At 45.7% G+C, this 18,395-nt stretch carries 8 protein-coding genes and 1 other annotated feature; of the genes, 6 read left to right on the top strand and 2 right to left on the bottom strand.

Features of this window, described 5'->3' with window-relative positions; all coding sequences use genetic code 11:
* Positions 1-562: 562 nt before the first annotated feature.
* The 5 genes from FT12353_RS08225 to argH all read left to right on the top strand — a co-directional run bounded on the left by FT12353_RS08225 (position 563) and on the right by argH (position 14,474).
* Positions 563-8,911 (top strand): hypothetical protein, encoded by an 8,349-nt coding sequence (locus tag FT12353_RS08225; RefSeq protein WP_203619378.1) that lies wholly within the window; start codon positions 563-565, stop codon positions 8,909-8,911.
* A 350-nt stretch (positions 8,912-9,261) separates the two neighbouring features.
* Positions 9,262-9,489, top strand: a binding site (T-box leader).
* Between the two features lie 58 nt (positions 9,490-9,547).
* The gene (locus FT12353_RS08220; RefSeq protein ID WP_059394142.1) at positions 9,548-11,011 is read left to right on the top strand and encodes an ABC transporter substrate-binding protein/permease; all 1,464 of its coding nucleotides are present in this window, start codon (positions 9,548-9,550) and stop codon (positions 11,009-11,011) included.
* The gene (locus tag FT12353_RS08215; protein WP_203619377.1) at positions 11,004-11,747 is read left to right on the top strand and encodes an amino acid ABC transporter ATP-binding protein; all 744 of its coding nucleotides are present in this window, start codon (positions 11,004-11,006) and stop codon (positions 11,745-11,747) included. Before FT12353_RS08220 ends, FT12353_RS08215 begins: the two co-directional genes overlap by 8 nt.
* A gap of 118 nt (positions 11,748-11,865) precedes the next feature.
* Entirely contained in the window at positions 11,866-13,080 is a 1,215-nt protein-coding gene (locus FT12353_RS08210; RefSeq protein ID WP_059394140.1) for an argininosuccinate synthase, read from the top strand.
* Positions 13,081-13,091: 11 nt separating this feature from the next.
* Positions 13,092-14,474, top strand: a complete 1,383-nt coding sequence (gene argH, locus FT12353_RS08205) for an argininosuccinate lyase (RefSeq protein ID WP_203619376.1) — start codon at positions 13,092-13,094, stop codon at positions 14,472-14,474.
* A 138-nt stretch (positions 14,475-14,612) separates the two neighbouring features.
* Here the strand turns inward: argH and FT12353_RS08200 are convergent, their stop codons facing one another.
* Complete coding sequence (locus FT12353_RS08200) at positions 14,613-15,518, bottom strand: metal ABC transporter solute-binding protein, Zn/Mn family (RefSeq protein ID WP_059394138.1); 906 nt, start codon at positions 15,516-15,518, stop codon at positions 14,613-14,615.
* A 2-nt stretch (positions 15,519-15,520) separates the two neighbouring features.
* On the bottom strand, positions 15,521-16,438 hold the full coding sequence (locus tag FT12353_RS08195; protein WP_158531876.1) for a LysR family transcriptional regulator: 918 nt from the start codon (positions 16,436-16,438) through the stop codon (positions 15,521-15,523).
* A gap of 201 nt (positions 16,439-16,639) precedes the next feature.
* On the opposite strand from FT12353_RS08195, the gene FT12353_RS08190 reads away from it, so the two are divergent.
* Complete coding sequence (locus FT12353_RS08190; RefSeq protein WP_059394136.1) at positions 16,640-18,262, top strand: malolactic enzyme; 1,623 nt, start codon at positions 16,640-16,642, stop codon at positions 18,260-18,262.
* The last annotated feature ends 133 nt before the right edge of the window (positions 18,263-18,395 follow it).

The raw sequence follows: 18,395 nt of genomic DNA, 5'->3' as shown, positions 1-18,395 counted from the left end.
TTAGGCTGTTGATTTTACGATACTTTTGTTATGGATTCGGATAGCAAAATTAGGGGTGAAAATGCATGTTATCAGTCAGTTATGCTCAATAAAAAACATAAACATTAGCAAATAATCATGAAAATTTTCTAAAAAAGAATGAATATAAATATTTGATATTTTTATATATATTGTGTTACGATAATGGCACAATACTATTGATAGTGTGTTGTGAATGTCGATTGTGTTTTTTGTGAACATGAGTGCTTGTTAGGTTTAGGGAGAAAAGCCTAATTTAGAACTGAGTTGGTCAATAGATTCGATAACAAGAGAGTATTTTCTAAAGTGTTAAAACGATAATTTGACATTTTTTAAAAATAATTGATTGTTTGAATTGCTTAAACCAAAGCTTCGGTTACCAAAACAGTGCTAATGCTTGCTAGTGTCGAGTCCGTCAATTTAGGCTATCAACTATGGCTGAAGGAAAGGTGAGTATTTATGATATACAAGTAAGAGGAATCTTCGGAAAGTTGAAGATAAGAAAGTATTACGGAAGGTAAAAAGCCAATGGGTTGTTGTTTCATTGGCTAGTTTCGGTTTAATTGCTGGAATTGGCGCTGTTCAACAAACTACTTCAGATAATCAAAGTGGTAGCCAGGCCCCATCAGGTGATAGTGCATCGACTAGTGCTTCACTTAGTACATCGGTGAGCGCATCTGCTAGTGCATCAGCAAGCACTTCAACTAGTGCTTCGAACGCATCTAATGGTTCATCTACTAGCAGCACAACGCCGACAGTGGCTGATACCCCTGCAAACTACCAAGCACAGATTACCCAAGGGCAGCAGGATGCCTATGCCGGTAAAGCAAGTGCAGCTTCTTCATTGTCTGGCCGTGCAGCCGATTATTATACTGCTGCTTATAACGGTGCTAAGGCAGCCATGGCAGCCTATGCAACGGCTACTCAAAGCAAGGGTGCTGGAACACAGGATTATACTTATTATGGTAATACTGCCTCAAAGTTGAACGATGATGGATCAACGCACACATCAACTAATACAACGGATGGAACGCCACAACAAGCTGGAAGTACAGATGATGTCAACCAGGGTGGTGCGAATAATCCAACTGATGCATCAAATAGTTCAAGTAAATATGAAAGTACTTTAAATGGTAATTTGAATACTGCTTCGAACACCTCTGTTAAGGGAAATTCAACCAGCAATCAAATTAGCATTCCAACAAGCAAAACAGACACAATTGTCGCTGCTCGCTCTTCATATCAAAATGATACGAACTTGGGAACGACCTTTGATAACGCTGTTAACTACGTCTTGGGCCAGTACGGTCAACAAGATGCTGAAACTGGTAAGTGGCAGGGTGTCTACAATGCTTCAAACAAGTCAGCAACTCAAGACTGGTATTTAACGACAAATCCAAATTCTGATACGACTAATGCCTATGACCAAGCATATCGTGGTGCTCGTGCTGCCATGGGCCAGTATTTTGATAAGAACAACAACTATCTTGGAAATGGCTCTGTCAAGACATCTTCAACTAATAACACTTACTACGATCAAGGATTCAACGACGTTGTGAGTCAAGCTGCTCAGGGTATTGCCTATGTTCAAAATGGTTACCAATATGTTTCTGTTTTGACAGGCAATACGAATACCACTACTGGTGGTAACGTTGCTTCAAATATTAACACCATTCGCTTGGCAAATGATATTGATTTGACGGGTGCTGGCAACGGTGAAAACAACCTGAATGTTAGCTCAAATACGGCTACCTTCACGGTTGACGGTCAAAACCACTTGATGGATGCCCACGGAAACGGTTATATCATTGGTGGCTCATTAAGCAATTTGTTTGTGCAAAACTTCCAGACCATCTATGGCGCTAACTACTTTGGTCCCTTCCGAGGACAAAATGGTTCCTCTGTTCACTTCGGTAATTTGAACTATGTCGGTCCTCAGTTGCTGAGTTCGTATAACAACGATGCCTATTTCTTCGGTAACGTGAACGTTATTGTGCCTAATAATAGTACGGCTACCTATACTTCCCCATTCCAGTCAAATGTTGGAATTGAAGGTGGTGGAAATCAGGAAAACCTCGAAGTTAAAAACTTCGTTTTGCAATCCGGTGCTCACTACTATGGAACAACTTCACCTGTTAAGGGTGGAACAAACATGGTTGTTCAAGGTAACTTTACGATGCAATCCGGATCAAAGATGACGCTGGTTTCACGTGGTGGAGACGGTAATGCGGCTTCCGACCCCGATGGTTCAACTTTTGGAATTTGGTTGCAGGGTTCTGGTTCTGCTTTGAACATCCAAAAAGATGCAACATTGAACATTATTCCATCAAAATTTAACGGTAACAGTTACATGATTGGTGGTGGTATCTATGCCGATGGTGGTGCCCAAGTTACCGTTGATGGTGGAACCATTAACTATGAAGGTAAAGGTGGTCAATCTGGTTCGTATAACGAGCCAATCGATTTGAAGGGGTCTAATACTACTATTAAAGTTATTAATGGTGGTTTGTTACAGGTTTTGATGGATTCAGTTCCAACATATCCAAACCCGACAAGTGCACGAAGCGATTCATATTATGGCTTTGTCACTAATTATGGTGGTGGTAGCTTTAACATTGGTTCTAAGGGTAGTTTGAACATTGGAATCACTAATTCGGACACTAACAAGGGTACCCCTTATTATGGCCCATTGAATATTAACTCGGTTGGTGAAAACCACGTTATTATTACTAAGCCAGCCGGAGCTACTCAATTCTCACAAAGTCCTATTACTGCCTATACTGTAGCCGTTGTTCAAGGCGGTCAAAAGACATACCTTTATCAGTATAACTTGCAACCAGGGGCCTCAACTTATTCTGGTATTGATTTGAATGGCAATACAGTTTCTGGACCAGTTACTGGTAATACAATTGATATCGCCAACGTTCCCGCCGTTCAGTTTGTGGGCCCATTGACAACGTCAAAGAATGCTGATGGCACCTTGACGGTTACGGGTTATGCAAAGCTGTCGAATTACAAGGATTTGAATGGCCAACCACTGTATGTTGGCGTTGCAAGTGGAAATGGTGGCTCAAGCTATACTGATTTGACTCAAATCGCAGGTGATAACTTGACAGACGGCTTCTCATCAGCCGATCCATATACTTATACGACTAAGATTGATACCAGTACTTACGATGGTGGTATCATTCCGGTCAGCTATAAGTTACCAGCCGGGGTGACAGCTGCTAATTCACTTGGAATGCGCTTGCGCTACGGTATTAACTCTGTCACTTCCTTCTTGTCAGCTACGGGTAACTATAGTACGACGGTTGAAGGTTTCAAGGCTGGTGCAAACGGTAAGGTTGCACCTGATACCAATGGAAACATGGTCGTTACTACTGGAAAGACGTCAACCGGACAGAGTGGTATCAGTGATGGTGTCACTGATTCTATCAATGGTAATAGTGCTGCTAAATCTGCTGAACCATATGCCACTCAAACCGACAATGATTATACGAATGGTTATAACAGTGCTCAAGATGGTTACAAGGCTTATAGCAACCAGACGGCTAACGAAGACTACACTAAGACGGATGCTTACCGTAATTCATCAAACCCATCCGCTTATACGCAAGGTTATAACGCCGCTGCCTATCAAGCCGGTTTGCATGATGCACAATTGAACCAAAATAATGTGCCAAATAATACTAATTACCAACAGGCGCAAAGTGAATATAAGGCTGCTTATGCCAATGCCTTGGCAAACCCTACAGCAACTGCACCTGCTGGTTCAACTGCTGCAACGGTTCAAGGATATGCAGATGCTAAAGGTGTTTCTCAGTTCTTCGCTGATGAACAAGCAGGTACAATTCAAGGTTCAAATTACAAGAGCTTGAATGCATCGCAGCAAACTTCTTATAACAATGCTTATACCGGTTATCAACAAGCAATGACTGTCAAGCCAACAGCTGATAACCCTGATACGAATGCTACTCTGGCTGAGACAGCTGGATTTGATTATGGACAATCATTGATTAACGGTGGTTTGTCAACATCACGTCCAACGGCTACTGGTAGCCACATGAACAACTTAAATGCTGCTCAAATTGGTTACGACACAGCTCAAGCAGCGATTAAGACTGCCAAGGCAAACTATCAGGCTGATCCAAAGAGTGCTGAAGTTACGGCAACAGATCCTAGTCAATTGTCAGCCGATAAGACATCTGATACAACCTTTAACCGCTACGTTAAGTTTGGTGCTTACAGCGGTTTGAAGGGACAATCAGATGGTCAATTGAATCAATATGAAGAAGTTGGTTATTCACCGATTGTTAGTGGCGACGCTTACAAGGCCGGAATGGCCGCTTACCAAAACAATGGTAGCGCAACACCAACTAGCCCATATTCAAACTCAAACGCCGGAACTGCAGCATATAACCAAGGTTATAACGATGCCAAGAATGCCGAGAACGCTGGTGTTCAAAACTTCAAGAATGGTACTGGCCATGTCAGTGGCACGGATACTGCATCACAAATTACCAATACTGCTTATGATAATGCTCAAAAGGGCTTCACTGACGGTGCCGCTGGTACAACAGCTACATCAAGCGATCCAGCCTATGTAGCCGGTCATAATGCTGGTGATGCAACGAAGCAAGCTATCGCAGATTCAAAGAGTGGTACTACCACACCGGCTACACCTGCTGATTCAGCAGCCTATGCTGATGCAAAGCAAGCCTATGCAGATGGTGCAAAGGCCGCTGCTGCCGCTGCAAAATCAGGAACCACGCCAGCACAATCAACATCAAGCGACCCTGTTTACAAGCAAGCTTATAACCAGGCCTTGACAGACGCTGCTGCTGCTCAAAAGCAAGCTATCCAGGATGCAGAAGATAATCATGGTAAGGATATCGATCCAACCAAGTCATATTCTGCAAACTCAGATGTTCAGGCTTTGGCAAAGCAAGCCTATGCCGATGCTCAAACTGGCTACAAGAATGCTTTGAGTGGTTCAACAACTACTCCAACAAACGCCGCTCAACAATCTGGTAGCGATACTGCTAATACAGATAAGGCTTATGCGGATGCTGAAGTTAATAACACGACTCCAAGTTCAACACCTTCAACAGAAAAGCAACAATCAGTTTCTGATGCTATCACTGCTGCTAAGAAGGCTCTTGCTGCTGATCCAGGAGCGAGCGATACTTTGCCAGCAGACAGCGCATTAGCAAATGATCCACTGGCTGCTTATACTTATAAGAAGTACATTGACAATGCTACTGCTGATTATAAGAAGGGTATTGACGAGGCCAAGGCCGGAACGACGCCATCTGATAATGCAAGTGCTGCTGAAAAGCAAGGTGCTTCAGACTTTAATACCGGCTTCAACAATGGTAATGGTGCAACAAACATTACTAACCCAAATAGTGGTCAACAAGCTGGAATTGATGCCGCAAAATCAGTAGCACAGGGTGTTGAAGATGCTCAAAAGGGAACAGATGACAGCAATGTGACTGATCCTATTCAAAAGGAAGCGGCCACTTATGCAAACCAAGCCTTTACGGACTATGCAAGTGGTGGAACCCCTAAGACTGACGCACAGATTAACGCCTTAGATCCGATTGCAAAGGCCGCTTATTTGCAGGCCAAGAGTGCTATTCAAAACGCTGCTTCAAACGGGGCTCAGGAATTCTTGGATGGTAAGACTCGTCCGGACACTACGACAAAGACCGGTGCTACTGAGGCTGCTGGTTATGATGATGCCCAAAGTGGTTATAATGCTGCCAAGGCAGGCACGACGGAAGATCAGCTAACACCTGCTCAAAAGGCTGATACTAACTTCATGAAGGGTTACCAGGCCTACAAGGATTCGCAGACGGGATACAATGCAACAACTGCACCTGATTCCAGCGCATCTCAAGCCCAACAAGATGGTTACAATGGTGCCGCTGCTGGTACCAAGGACGCTATCGCAGGTCAACCAAAGGCTGACGTGTCAGGCAAGTCAAAGGCCTACCAAGACGCTTATAATACTGCTTATAACCAAGCAACCGATGGTTATAACGACGGTTATGCTGCTGGTAAGAGTGGTGCTGCACCAGATCCTACTAAGAAAAACGACCCTAACTATATGAAGGGTTACAATGCTGGTAAATCAGCTCAGCAGGCTATCACTGATGGTGAAAATGGTGTTACTACGCCATCAACAACACCTACTGACCAAGCAGCTTATACAAATGCCGCCAAGGCTTATGCCGATGGTGCCGCAGCTGGTAAGACTGACCCATCAACGTCAACTGATCCTATTTACAAGGCTGCTTATAACCAAGCAATCAACGATACAGCCGCTGCTCGTCAAGCTGCTATCAAGGATGCCAGTGACCGTCATGGTCAAGATGTTGATCCAACGAAGTCTTACTCAGCTAACCCAACGGTTCAAGCTGCTGCAAAGCAAGCTTATGCCGATGCACAAAAGGCATTGACGGATACCTTAGCTGGTAATGCACCAACTAATCCAAATGATGCCCAGACTGCCGGAACAGCTGCCGCTAACAATGACAAGTCATATGTTGCCGATACGATTGCTGGTAAGACACCAAGCGCAACGGTTTCAGATGACTCTGCTCAGACCATCAAGGCTCAAGTAGCTGCTGCCCAAGCTGCAGTTGCCGCTAACCCAGATGCTAGTGATGAATTGAATTCAAAGGACCCACTAGCAAACTACGCTTACAAGCAAGCATTTGATGCTGCTAAGGCAAAGTATGACAACGGTGTTGCCAATGCAGCGAAGGCTCAGGCAACTGATCCTTCAGCTGATGCCGCAACGAAGCAAGGTGCTGATGACTTTAGCAAGGGCTTGACAGCCGCTGTTAATGGTCAAACGATTGCCAACCCAACTTCAGGTGAAAAGGCTGGAATGGATGCTGCTAAGTCCTTCAACCAAGGTTATACCGATGGTGAAAAGGGAACCGATGACAGTAATGTGACCGACCCAGTTCAAAAGGCCGCCGCAGCCGCCGCAAAGGAAGCCCTCACTGACTATGCAAATGGTAGCCCTAAGGGAACGGATGACATCAACAAGATGGACCCAGTTTCAAAGGCTGCTTACCAAAAGGCATTGGATGATGCTAAGGGACTTGCAACGCAAGGACAAAATGCATTTACTAACGGTACTGGTCGTCCAGACGATAGTACTCCAGCTGGTAAGGTAGCAGCTGCCGCTTACGACAAGGCAAAGCAAGGTTATGAGGATGCCGCAGCCGGTAAGACAACGGATGCTGATAAGAATGATCCAGCATATCAGGCTGGTCAAAAGGCTTATACAGATAGTCAAACTGGTTATAACGGTACAACTACACCAGCTGATAACGCTTCACAGCCAACGAAGGATGCCTACAATGGTGCAACCTCTGGTGCTGCCGATGCTGTTGCCGGCAAGGCAAAGCCAGCTGATTTGGCAACGAAGTCACAAGCTTACCAGGATGCTTACAACAAGGCTTATGACCAAGCTCAGAAGGGAATGGCTGATGCAACTGCTGGTACTCAACCAACGGATGCACAGAAGGCTGATCCAAACTACATGACTGGTTATAATGCTGCACAGAAGGCTGCTCAAAGTGGTTCTCAAGCATACCTTAACGGCCAAGCTCGCCCAGATGACTCAACGCCAACTGGTAAGGCCGCAGCCGCTGCTTACGATGCGGCTAAGAAGGGTTACACCGATGCGGCAGCTGATGCACAATCAGGTAAGGAACCAACGGATGCCCAAAAGGCTGACCCATCTTACATGAAGGGTTACCAGGCATACAAGGATAGCCAAACTGGTTATACCGGTGCCGGAACTGACACGAAGCCAGCTGCGGATGCACCTCAAGCAGCACAAGATGCCTACAATGGTGCCATTGCTGGTGCCAAGGATGGCGCTGCTGGTGCACCAAAGGAAAGTGATTTGGCAACCAAGTCACAAGCATATCAAGATGCCTACAACAAGGCATATGATGATGCTGCCGCTGGTGCCAAGGCTGGTTACCAAGACGGTTCTCAAAGCGGTACACCAACTGATTTGACGAACAAGAGTGCCATCTACAAGCAAGCTTACGCTGCAGCCAAGGCCAAGGCCGACGCTGAAGCTACAGCTGGTGCTGCCGACTTTGCCCAAGGCAAGAGCGCACCAACAACAGCAACTGCTGCTAGTCAGTACGGTTACGACCGTGCCAAGGCAGGATTCGACGATGCGAATGCCGGTAAGCCAGCTCAGTCAACTGATGCAGCTTACATGGCTGGATACAACGCCGGTTTGAAGCACTACACGACGGTAAACAACACAGCACAAGATGATGCTTTGTCAGGTAAGGGTCGTCAAGACGCCAACCTTGATGACGCAGATAAAGCCGCTTATGACCAAGCTTATGCACGGACAATTGCTGGTTTGAATGACGGTGCTAATGGTGCTGCTAAGGCTTACCCTGATGATGCTAACTATTTGAAGGGTTACGCTGCTGGTCAAGCTGTGAAGGCATTGCTTGCTGATAAGCAAAACAATACTAAGACGGCTGTTGATGATCAAGCAAGCTACGACTTAGCTAACCAAGCATACTTGCAAGCACAAGATGACGTGAAGAATGGTCGGGCAAAGGCTCCTAACAACCAAAACCCTGTATATGTTTTGGCTTATGACCTTGCTTATGATCAACTCTTGAAGGAGAAGGAAGCACAAGGAACAGCAACTTCAGCTGAACCAACTGCAACAACCACAACAGATAATGTCACTCCTGCAACGAAGTCAAGTGTCTTGCCAGCAACTGGTGAAGAAAAGACTGCTGCTAACAACAGTGGACTTATTCTTGGACTTGCTGCTTCATTCCTCGGATTGTTTGCAGCTGCAAAGCGCAACAAGCGTGATGAAAAGTAATCTCTTTCCAAGCGAACTCGTTTCGTAATTGGTAAGGGTGCAAACAATAACTGTGGCGAAAGCCATGGTGGTATGAACCTCAGAATTTGGATTTTCCAAGTTCTGGGGTTTTTACTTTGCATAAAAAATCAGGAAGTGGACAAATAAGAGTAGAGAATGGTCGGACAAATAAGTGCTTTTTGGATGCTATATTCTAATAAATCGCTTTTAAATTAAAATAATCAAATATTTTTACATGATCATTTCCCTTAAAATTGGGGTTTTTAGGCAAAAAGACCGAATAAAACGAAAAAAATTTGCAAAACCCCTTGCAAGATTAGATGTCAGTGCTATAATTATTAAAAACTAATAATAAAACGTTAATTAGGAAGTAGTAATCCCCGTTTTGTAGCTCAGTGAAGTGTTGGTTGGTGTGAAACACGTACAAACGAAGATGAACGTCACCTATAGTTGTATGCGATGAAAACCATACTGGGCGCTCCCATTACAGAGCTGACGATTTGAATTTTAGATCGAATAATGAGAGATACCCTATTTGGGTATAAGTAAGGTGGTACCGCGTGCAGAACGTCCTTTAGTCGAAAGACTAAAGGGCGTTTTTTTATTGGTTAGGAAAAAAGGGAAGAGGACGAGAAGATGAAGAAGATAACAAAGTGGTTGCAACAAGCATTCATCACGATCACTGTTTTGGTCGTCGCCGGATTAGGCATGACCCAAGTGGCTCACGCTGATGATGGCTTGCAAAAGATTAAAAAAGCGGGTGTGATGAAGGTGGCGATTTCGCCGGATTATCCACCATATGAATTCCAGATGAATAAAAACGGCACTTCAACGGATGTTGGAATGGACGTTGACATCATTAAGCAGATTGCCAAGGACTTGGGCGTGAAATTAGAAATCAAGAACATGGACTTTAGTTCCGTCTTGGTTGCCGTTCAAACTGGTAAGGTTGACATGGCTATTGGGGGAATCAACCCAACTGACGAACGTCGTCAAAGTGTTGATTTTTCAAAGATTTACTACAACGGTGGTCAAAGCTTCCTGATTAGCAAGACAAACGCTTCAAAGTATAAGAATGCTAGTGATTTGCAGGGAACCAAGATTGGTGCTCAAACCGGAACTTTGCAATACGACTTGGCTCAACAAAAGATTTCAGGAGCTACAGTTGTTGGAATGGACAAGACGCCAAACCTGATTTTCGCCTTGAAGACGAACAAGGTTGCAGCCGTTGGAGTTGAAAAGCCAGTTGCCCAAGCTTACGTTGCCAACGACAAAGATTTGAAGATGATTGATTCCGGCTACAAGTTGGACATCAACCAAACAGGTGCAGCGATTGCCTTTGCTAAGGGTAACCCTGAATTGGTAGCAGCAGTCAACAAGTCAATCGATAAGATTGAGAACCATGGCTGGATTAAGACTTACTTGAAGAACGCCGGTAAGAACATGTCCGAAAACACGGTGGACACGTCAATGCTTCGCTACTGGCACTACTTCTACAGTGGTTTCTTAAACACCACTTTAATTGCTTTCGTTTCAGTTGCCTTTGGAATTATCTTAGGAATTATCTTGGCCTTGATGAAGATGTCAAAGTTTAAGATCTTGAGTTGGCCAGCAATTTCTTACATCGAAATTGTCCGGGGAACACCAATGATGGTTCAAATTCTCTTGGTTTACTTTGGTCTTGGTGCTTTGATCAACATCCCAGCCTTGACGGCCGGTATCATTGCCGTTTCCTTGAACTCAGGTGCCTATGTTGCTGAAATTATCCGTGGTGGTATTACCTCATTGGATAAGGGACAAAAGGAAGCAGCCAAGAGTCTTGGCTTGAACCAAAAAGACACGATGCGCTTTGTTATTTTGCCACAGGCCTTTAAGAACATCTGGCCAGCATTGGGTAACGAATTTATCTCAGTTATCAAGGAAAGTTCCATTGTTTCGATTATCGGTGTGACTGATTTGGTCTACGAATTGAACATCGTCCGTGCTGACACTTATCGTGGTATCGCACCAATCGTGGTTGTCATGGTGATTTACTTCTTGATGACCTTTATCTTGACACGGGGATTGAACTACTTAGAAGGGAAGATGAACCATGACTAATCCATTAATTTCTGTAAAACATCTCAAAAAAGACTTCGGTGGCAATGAAGTTCTTAAAGACATTAACGGCGACATTGATGCCGGCCAGGTGGTCTGCATCATTGGCCCTTCCGGATCTGGTAAGAGTACTTTGCTCCGCTGCATTAACCAGATGGAACGTCCAACCAGCGGTGTTGTTGATTTCAACGGTGTCGATTTAGCTCAACAGTCTGACCAGGAATTGGCCAAGTTGGGTGAACAAATTGGCATGGTTTTCCAAAGCTTTAACCTCTTCCCTAATATGTCGGTTGTGGCCAATTTAAAATTAGCTCCAATGCGAGTAAAGGGCATGTCCGACGAAGAAGCGACTGCTGTGGCCATGAAATATCTGACAAGCGTTGGTCTGGCTGATAAGGCCGATGCCTTCCCAAACAGCTTGTCTGGTGGTCAGAAGCAACGTGTGGCCATCGCTCGTGCTTTGGCAATGCAGCCTAAGGTTTTGTTCTTTGATGAACCAACTTCAGCTTTGGATCCCGAAAATGTTGGCGAAGTTCTGAAGGTCATGCAGTCATTGGCCGACGGTAATATGACCATGGTGGTTGTGACCCACGAAATGCACTTTGCTAAGCAGGTCGCCGATGAAATCTGGTTTATGGCTGATGGCGTGATTCAGGAAAAGAATACACCGGCTGAACTGTTTGACCACCCACAAAACCCAAAGACCCAGGACTTTATTAGTAAGGTTTTGGTGGATTAAAGCGGTTGGTTGGAACCATTGAAAAAGTGGGATGAGCAGTTTAGCGGTTCATACGCAGCTCAAGCTGTTATCCCACATAAAACAATTGAAATTGATTGAACAATAGAGGAGAAACAACATGACAAAGAAAATTGTATTGGCATATTCAGGTGGACTCGATACTTCTGTGGCCATTCCGTGGTTGATTGATAAGGGTTACGAAGTGATCGCCGTTGTCTTGGACGTTGGCCAGGGTGGTAAGGATTTGGATGAAATCCAAAAGAAGGGCCTCCAAGTTGGTGCAGCCCAGTCAATCGTGGTTGATGGTAAGGAAGAATTCGCCAACGAATACGTGGCACCAGTGATCAAGGCCAATGCCTTGTATGAAGGCGCTTATCCTTTGGTTTCAGCTCTTTCACGTCCATTGATTATTAAGAAATTAGTTGAGATTGCTCATGAAAACGGGGCAGATGCCATTGCCCACGGTTCAACTGGTAAGGGAAATGATCAGGTTCGTTTCGAAGCTGCCATCCACGCCTTGGATCCTGATTTGGCCATCGAAGCCCCAATCCGTGACTTCCACTGGTCACGTGAAGAAGAAATCGATTACGCCAAGGACCACAACGTCCCAGTGCCAATCGGTAAGCAATCACCATACTCAATCGATGCCAACTTGTGGGGCCGCGCTAACGAAGCCGGTATCCTCGAAGATCCTTGGAACATCGCACCCGATGATGCCTGGGGCATGACGGTTGCACCAGAAGACGCACCGGAAGAAGCAACATTCTTGGACTTGACCTTTGAAGAAGGTTTGCCGGTTGCCCTCGATGGTGAAAAGATGACCTTGGCTCAGTTGATTGTCAAGCTAAATCAGATTGCCGGTGCTAATGGTATTGGCCGGATTGACAAGATTGAAAACCGTTTGGTTGGCATTAAGTCTCGTGAAGTTTATGAAGCACCAGCCGCAGCCGTGATTATGGCTGCTCACAAGGACTTGGAAGACTTGACGTTGGAGCGTGACGTTGCGCACTACAAGCCTTTGTTGGAACAGAAGGTGACGGACCTGATTTACAATGCTTTGTGGATTACGCCACTCTTTGATGCCTTGCAGGCCTTCATGGACCAGACACAACAGGTTGTGAACGGTACGGTCAAGATGAAGTTGTACAAGGGACAAGCCGTTGCCGTTGCGCGGAAGTCTGAGGAAAACTCACTGTATAACAAGAACTTAGCCACATATACGGCAGCTGATAGCTTTGATCAAGTTGCTGCCGGTGGATTTATTAAGTTGTGGTCATTGCCAAGCATGGTCTTTGAGCAAGTGAACCACGTCCATTCAGAACAAAAGAAATAGGAGAGAATCAAATGTCCGATAAATTATGGGGTGGCCGGTTTACCGGCAAAGCAGCAGAATGGGTCGATGAATTTGGCGCCTCAATCGGCTTTGATTACCGGTTGGCAGAAGAAGACCTGGAGGGCTCATTGGCCCACGTGAAAATGTTAGGTCAGCAGGGGATTATTTCGGTTGAGGAAGCTGAGCAAATCAGCGCCGGCCTGCACGACATTCAGGCTGATTTGGCCGCTGGCAAGGTGGAATTTTCCGTTGCCAACGAGGATATCCACTTGAATATCGAGTCCTTGCTGACGAAAAAGATTGGGCCGGTGGCGGGCAAGTTGCACACTGGCCGGTCACGGAATGACCAAGTGGCAACTGATTTCCATTTGTGGGTGAAGCACCGCCTGCCAGCAGTTAAGGAAGCTATCACTGAATTGCAGCAGACCCTCCTTGACTTAGCCGAGAAGCATGCGGATGTGATTATGCCGGGCTATACGCACATGCAACACGCCCAGCCCATTAGCTATGGTCACTACCTGCTGGCCTACTTCGAAATGTTCCAACGTGACTTTGAACGCTTTGAATTCAACGAAAAGCATACGAACATGCTCCCATTGGGCGCTGCTGCCTTGGCGGGCACGACCTTCCCAATTGACCGCCGACTGGTCGCTGACGAATTGGGCTTCGATGCCATCTACCACAATAGTTTGGATGCTGTTTCGGACCGGGATTTCGCCCTCGAATTCCTCTCGAATGCCTCAATTTTGATGGTGCATTTGTCCCGGATGGCGGAAGAACTGATTTTGTGGGGGACCTACGAGTTCAATTACATTGAACTTTCAGACAACTTCTCAACTGGATCATCGATTATGCCCCAAAAGAAGAATGCGGACTTTGCCGAACTTGTTCGGGGAAAGACAGGGCACGTCTTTGGGAGCTTGATGGGCTTGTTGACGGTTATGAAGGGCTTGCCACTGGCCTACAACAAGGATATGCAGGAAGATAAGGCAGCCACATTCGAGGTGATGGACACTATTTTGGCCTCCGTGAAGGTCTTTACGGGGATGTTATCAACGATGACGGTCCACGCTGACCGGATGGAAGCAGCTACGAAAGACGACTTCTCGAACGCCACTGAACTGGCTGACTACTTGGCCACAAAGGGTGTGCCATTCCGTCAGGCGCATGCGGTTGTTGGTGAATTGGTGTTGAAGGGCATTCAAACGGGACAGACCTTAAATGAAATGTCGTTGGCTGACCTTCAGGCAGCCGATAACCATATCGAAGAAGATGTCTATGAAGAGTTAACCTCTAAGGCGGCCGTTAACCGTCGGACTTCTCTTGGTGGCACGGCCGTTGCCAATGTCCTCAAGGAAATCAGTCGGGGACAAGAGCTACTGGCAACACGGTAAGCGTCGCCAATGATTTCAGAATAACCGCTAGCCACAGTGGCTGCGTTCATTCAGGCAAATAAAAAAACACCGAACAGGATTGTTCGGTGTTCATCAGAGTGAAGGATTTCGTCCTTCGCTCTTTTTATTTGCTGATTGTTACTTAGCAACAATCTCTTGGACCTGCTTCAATTCACTGAGCTTCCAGTCAACGTAAGAAGTCTTTTCTGGCGAAGTTTCTGTCACCTTAACGATTGGGATGTTGTTATCCTTGGCCAACTTGACAATCTTATCAACCGTGCCGCCTGTGGTTTGCGTGTTGTAAACCAAGAAGGCGAGTTCGTGGTTCTTAATCTTATTTTGGATATCCGTCAAGACGGCTGGTGAAGGGTCGTTTCCTTCTTCAATGGCTTCGGCGAAATCAGTGCCGACCACGTTGGCGCCCAAGGCGTCCAACATGTATTCGTAAACTGGCTCGGTTTCCATGACTTCCTTACCGGCAACTTCTGACTTCAATTCGGCAATCTTGTCGGTCACTGGCTTAAGCTTTGTGGCGTAGGCCTTGGCGTTGGCTTCGTAATCGGCCTTGTGCTTTGGATCCTTCTTGCTGAGTGTGTCAGCTAATCCTTGAGCGGCCTTAATCATGTTTTCTGGATCATTCCACAAGTGGGGGTTTGAACCAGACTTCTTGTTCAAAATATCGTTACCAACATAGAGCACTTGCGTTGACTTCGATGTCTTGGCTAATTTTTGCAACCAAGCATCGTAGCCCAAGCCGTTTCCAAAGGCAATGTCCGCCTTGGCAACCTTTTTAGCCACTGCGTTGGTTGGTTCATAATCTTCCGGTGAAACGGATTGCTTGGTAATAATGGCTGAAACATCAGCGTGGTCGCCGGCAACCGTCTTGGCCAATTCGGCATAGACGTTCGTTGAAGCGACAATGGTTAATTTGTCAGATTTTTTGTCATCTTTTTGACTGTTGCTTTGCCAAGCAACTAATCCACCAACGACGGCCAAAATCAGTACTAAGATTGTGACCACGATGGTTGTTTTCTTCTTTTGCATCATCATTCCTCCAGTGGGGGTGTTCTGTGATCCGGCCGTCCAATTTTGGTGGCGGCCAAGAGCTCATCAAAAATCCGCTGTTGCGCATCCGTTAAGACAATGTCTTTTCGGTAAGCAAAGCCGACCTTAAACATGGGCTGGTCGTCATCTGTGATGGGCAATGCGGTCACACCCGGGAAAGTTAACGCTGGGTGGTGGACCATAAAGCCAATCCCACGATTTTGTCGAATCAGGCTTAGAATTCCATAGGGTTCCGAGGAATTAAACAAAACGTTGGCATGAAAATGGGCGGCTCGGGCCAACTGGTCGAAAGCCTGGGTATGAACGAAGTTACCTTTCAGTAAGATGAATCTTTCGTCTTTGATTTCTTCAAATGACACGGACCCTTTTTGAACCAAGGGGTAGTCGTCGGCAGCCAAAATAGCAAAGGGCTGCTCGTCAAAGGCGATTAAATTGAATTCGCTTTGATCGATGTCATCGAGATAGCCGACAAAGGAAGCGTCGAGCTCACCATTCTTTAATTGATCGATGGCCTCTTGGGCCCCAACTTCAACTGTTTTCAAATGGGCGAGTGAATCGTCAGATAAGACCGTTGCAATGGCTGGAAAGTAAGCAACTTGAATAATGGGTGGCAAACCAATCAAAAGTGATTCCTCACTGTCGCGTTTGATCTCCGTTTGGGCAACTTGGTACTGTTCCACAATCAAGGTAGCATGTTGTCGCAAAACTTCGCCGGCGTGGGTCAGAGTCACGTTTTTATGCGCTGCCTGTCGCAAAATGAGCTTGGCGCCAAGCTCTTTTTCCAACCGTTGCATCGCAAGCGACACCGTTGGCTGGGAAATTCCGAATTTCTCAGAAACCTGAGAAAAGTTTCGGTAAGTTGCGAGGGCTAAATAGTATTGTAAATCAGTTATGCGCAAGGTTTTCTCCAAATTCAATTCTTAACATTCAAGCCTACTTCCATTATAGCAAAATCTGTCAACCCCCCTTCATGAACTATAGGGAAAAGTGAGGGTATGCCACCTGTTTGACTATAAATTTTTATGGGTTGTAGAATAACAGCGTTAAGTAATTCGAACTTTGATTCGAGTTAAAAAACAAAGAAAAAAGGAGCCTATCTCATGACACCAATTGAGATTTTAAATAATCCCTTCTTGAATAAGGGAACAGGGTTCACGATGGAAGAACGTAAGGAACTCGGCGTTGCCGGTCTTTTGCCTCCCCGCGTGCAAACTTTGGAAGAACAATCAGCACAAGCATACGCACAATACCAATCAAAGCCTTCTGATTTGGAAAAGCGTTTGTTCTTGATGGAAATCTTCAACACAAACCACACATTGTTCTACTACTTGTTCGGACAACACGTGGTTGAGTTTATGCCAATCGTTTATGATCCAGTGATCGCTGACACGATTGAAAACTACTCAGAATTGTTTGTTGACCCACAAAACGCTGTTTACTTGTCAATCGACGAACCAGACGTTATGGAATCAGCCTTGAAGGCTGGTGCCAATGGTCGTGACATCAAGTTGATTGTTGTCACAGATGCCGAAGGAATCTTGGGTATCGGTGATTGGGGAACGAACGGTGTTGATATCGCTGTTGGTAAGTTGATGGTTTATACGGCTGCTGCCGGTGTTAACCCTGAAAACGTTTTGCCTGTTGTCTTGGATAACGGAACAAACAACCAATCATTGTTGGACAACGACATGTACTTGGGTAACCGTCACGAACGTGTTCGCGGCGAAAAGTATACGGAATTTGTTGACAGCTTCGTTGAAGCTGCTGAAAACTTGTTCCCTAACTTGTACTTGCACTGGGAAGACTTCGGTCGTTCAAACGCCGCTGTTATCTTGGACAAGTATAAGGACAAGATTACAACATTTAACGATGACATCCAGGGGACTGGAATCATCACTTTGGCAGCCGCTTTGGGTGCCATGACCATCACTGGTGAAAAGTTGTCTGACCAGACTTACTTGACATTCGGTGCAGGTTCAGCCGGTGCAGGTATCGCCAACCGGATGTTCGAAGAAATGTTGCAAGAAGGTTTGTCTGAAGAAGAAGCTCGCAAGCACATCTACATGGTGGACAAGCAAGGTTTGCTCTTCGACGACATGGATGATTTGACTCCTGAACAAAAGCCATTCGCCCGCTCACGTTCAGAATTTGCAAACGCTGCTGATTTGACAAACTTGGCAGCCGTTGTGAAGGAAATTCATCCAACAATCATGGTTGGAACTTCAACTCAACCAGGTGCCTTCACGAAGGAAATCGTGCAAGAAATGGCTGCTCACACTGAGCGCCCAGTGATCTTCCCATTGTCAAACCCAACGAAGTTGGCCGAAGCAAAGGCAGAAGACTTGCTTGAATGGACTGATGGTAAGGCCTTGATTGCCACTGGAATCCCAGTTGACCCAATCGAATACAAGGGTGTTACTTACGAAATCGGTCAGGCTAACAACGCCTTGGTTTACCCAGGACTTGGTCTTGGAACAATCGCCTCAACTGCAAAGGTTTTGAATGATGAAATGATTTCAGCCGCTGCTCACTCATTGGGTGGTATCGTTGATGCAACAAAGCCAGGGGCAGCCGTTTTGCCACCAGTTTCAAAGTTGACTGTCTTCTCAGAGACAGTTGCTATCGCCACTGCTCAGTCAGCCGTTGACCAGAAGATCACGAAGGAAGAGATCGCCGACGTGAAGAAGGCCATCGAAGACTTGAAGTGGGAACCTAAGTACTAAGATTTAACTTACAAAAAACAAAGCAAAGCAACAACACATGGAAAAGGGCGTAAAGTCCTTTTTTATGTACAATTTTTTAAAAATAGTGAAGTTCATGGAAAATCAGCGCTCTTAGCAGCGCTGAGAAGTGGAT

It is taken from the genome of Fructobacillus tropaeoli (assembly GCF_016860625.1).
GTDB lineage: Bacteria > Bacillota > Bacilli > Lactobacillales > Lactobacillaceae > Fructobacillus > Fructobacillus tropaeoli.
The sequence above is the reverse complement of the archived record's forward strand: the minus strand, read 5'-3'. Positions and strand labels throughout refer to the sequence as shown.

Coding starts and splice junctions, on each gene's coding strand:
- FT12353_RS08200 (WP_059394138.1), bottom strand. CDS start 15,518: ATGCAAAAGAAGAAAACAACCATCGTGGTCACAATCTTAGTACTGATT.
- FT12353_RS08190 (WP_059394136.1), top strand. CDS start 16,640: ATGACACCAATTGAGATTTTAAATAATCCCTTCTTGAATAAGGGAACA.
- FT12353_RS08210 (WP_059394140.1), top strand. CDS start 11,866: ATGACAAAGAAAATTGTATTGGCATATTCAGGTGGACTCGATACTTCT.
- FT12353_RS08220 (WP_059394142.1), top strand. CDS start 9,548: ATGAAGAAGATAACAAAGTGGTTGCAACAAGCATTCATCACGATCACT.
- argH (WP_203619376.1), top strand. CDS start 13,092: ATGTCCGATAAATTATGGGGTGGCCGGTTTACCGGCAAAGCAGCAGAA.
- FT12353_RS08215 (WP_203619377.1), top strand. CDS start 11,004: ATGACTAATCCATTAATTTCTGTAAAACATCTCAAAAAAGACTTCGGT.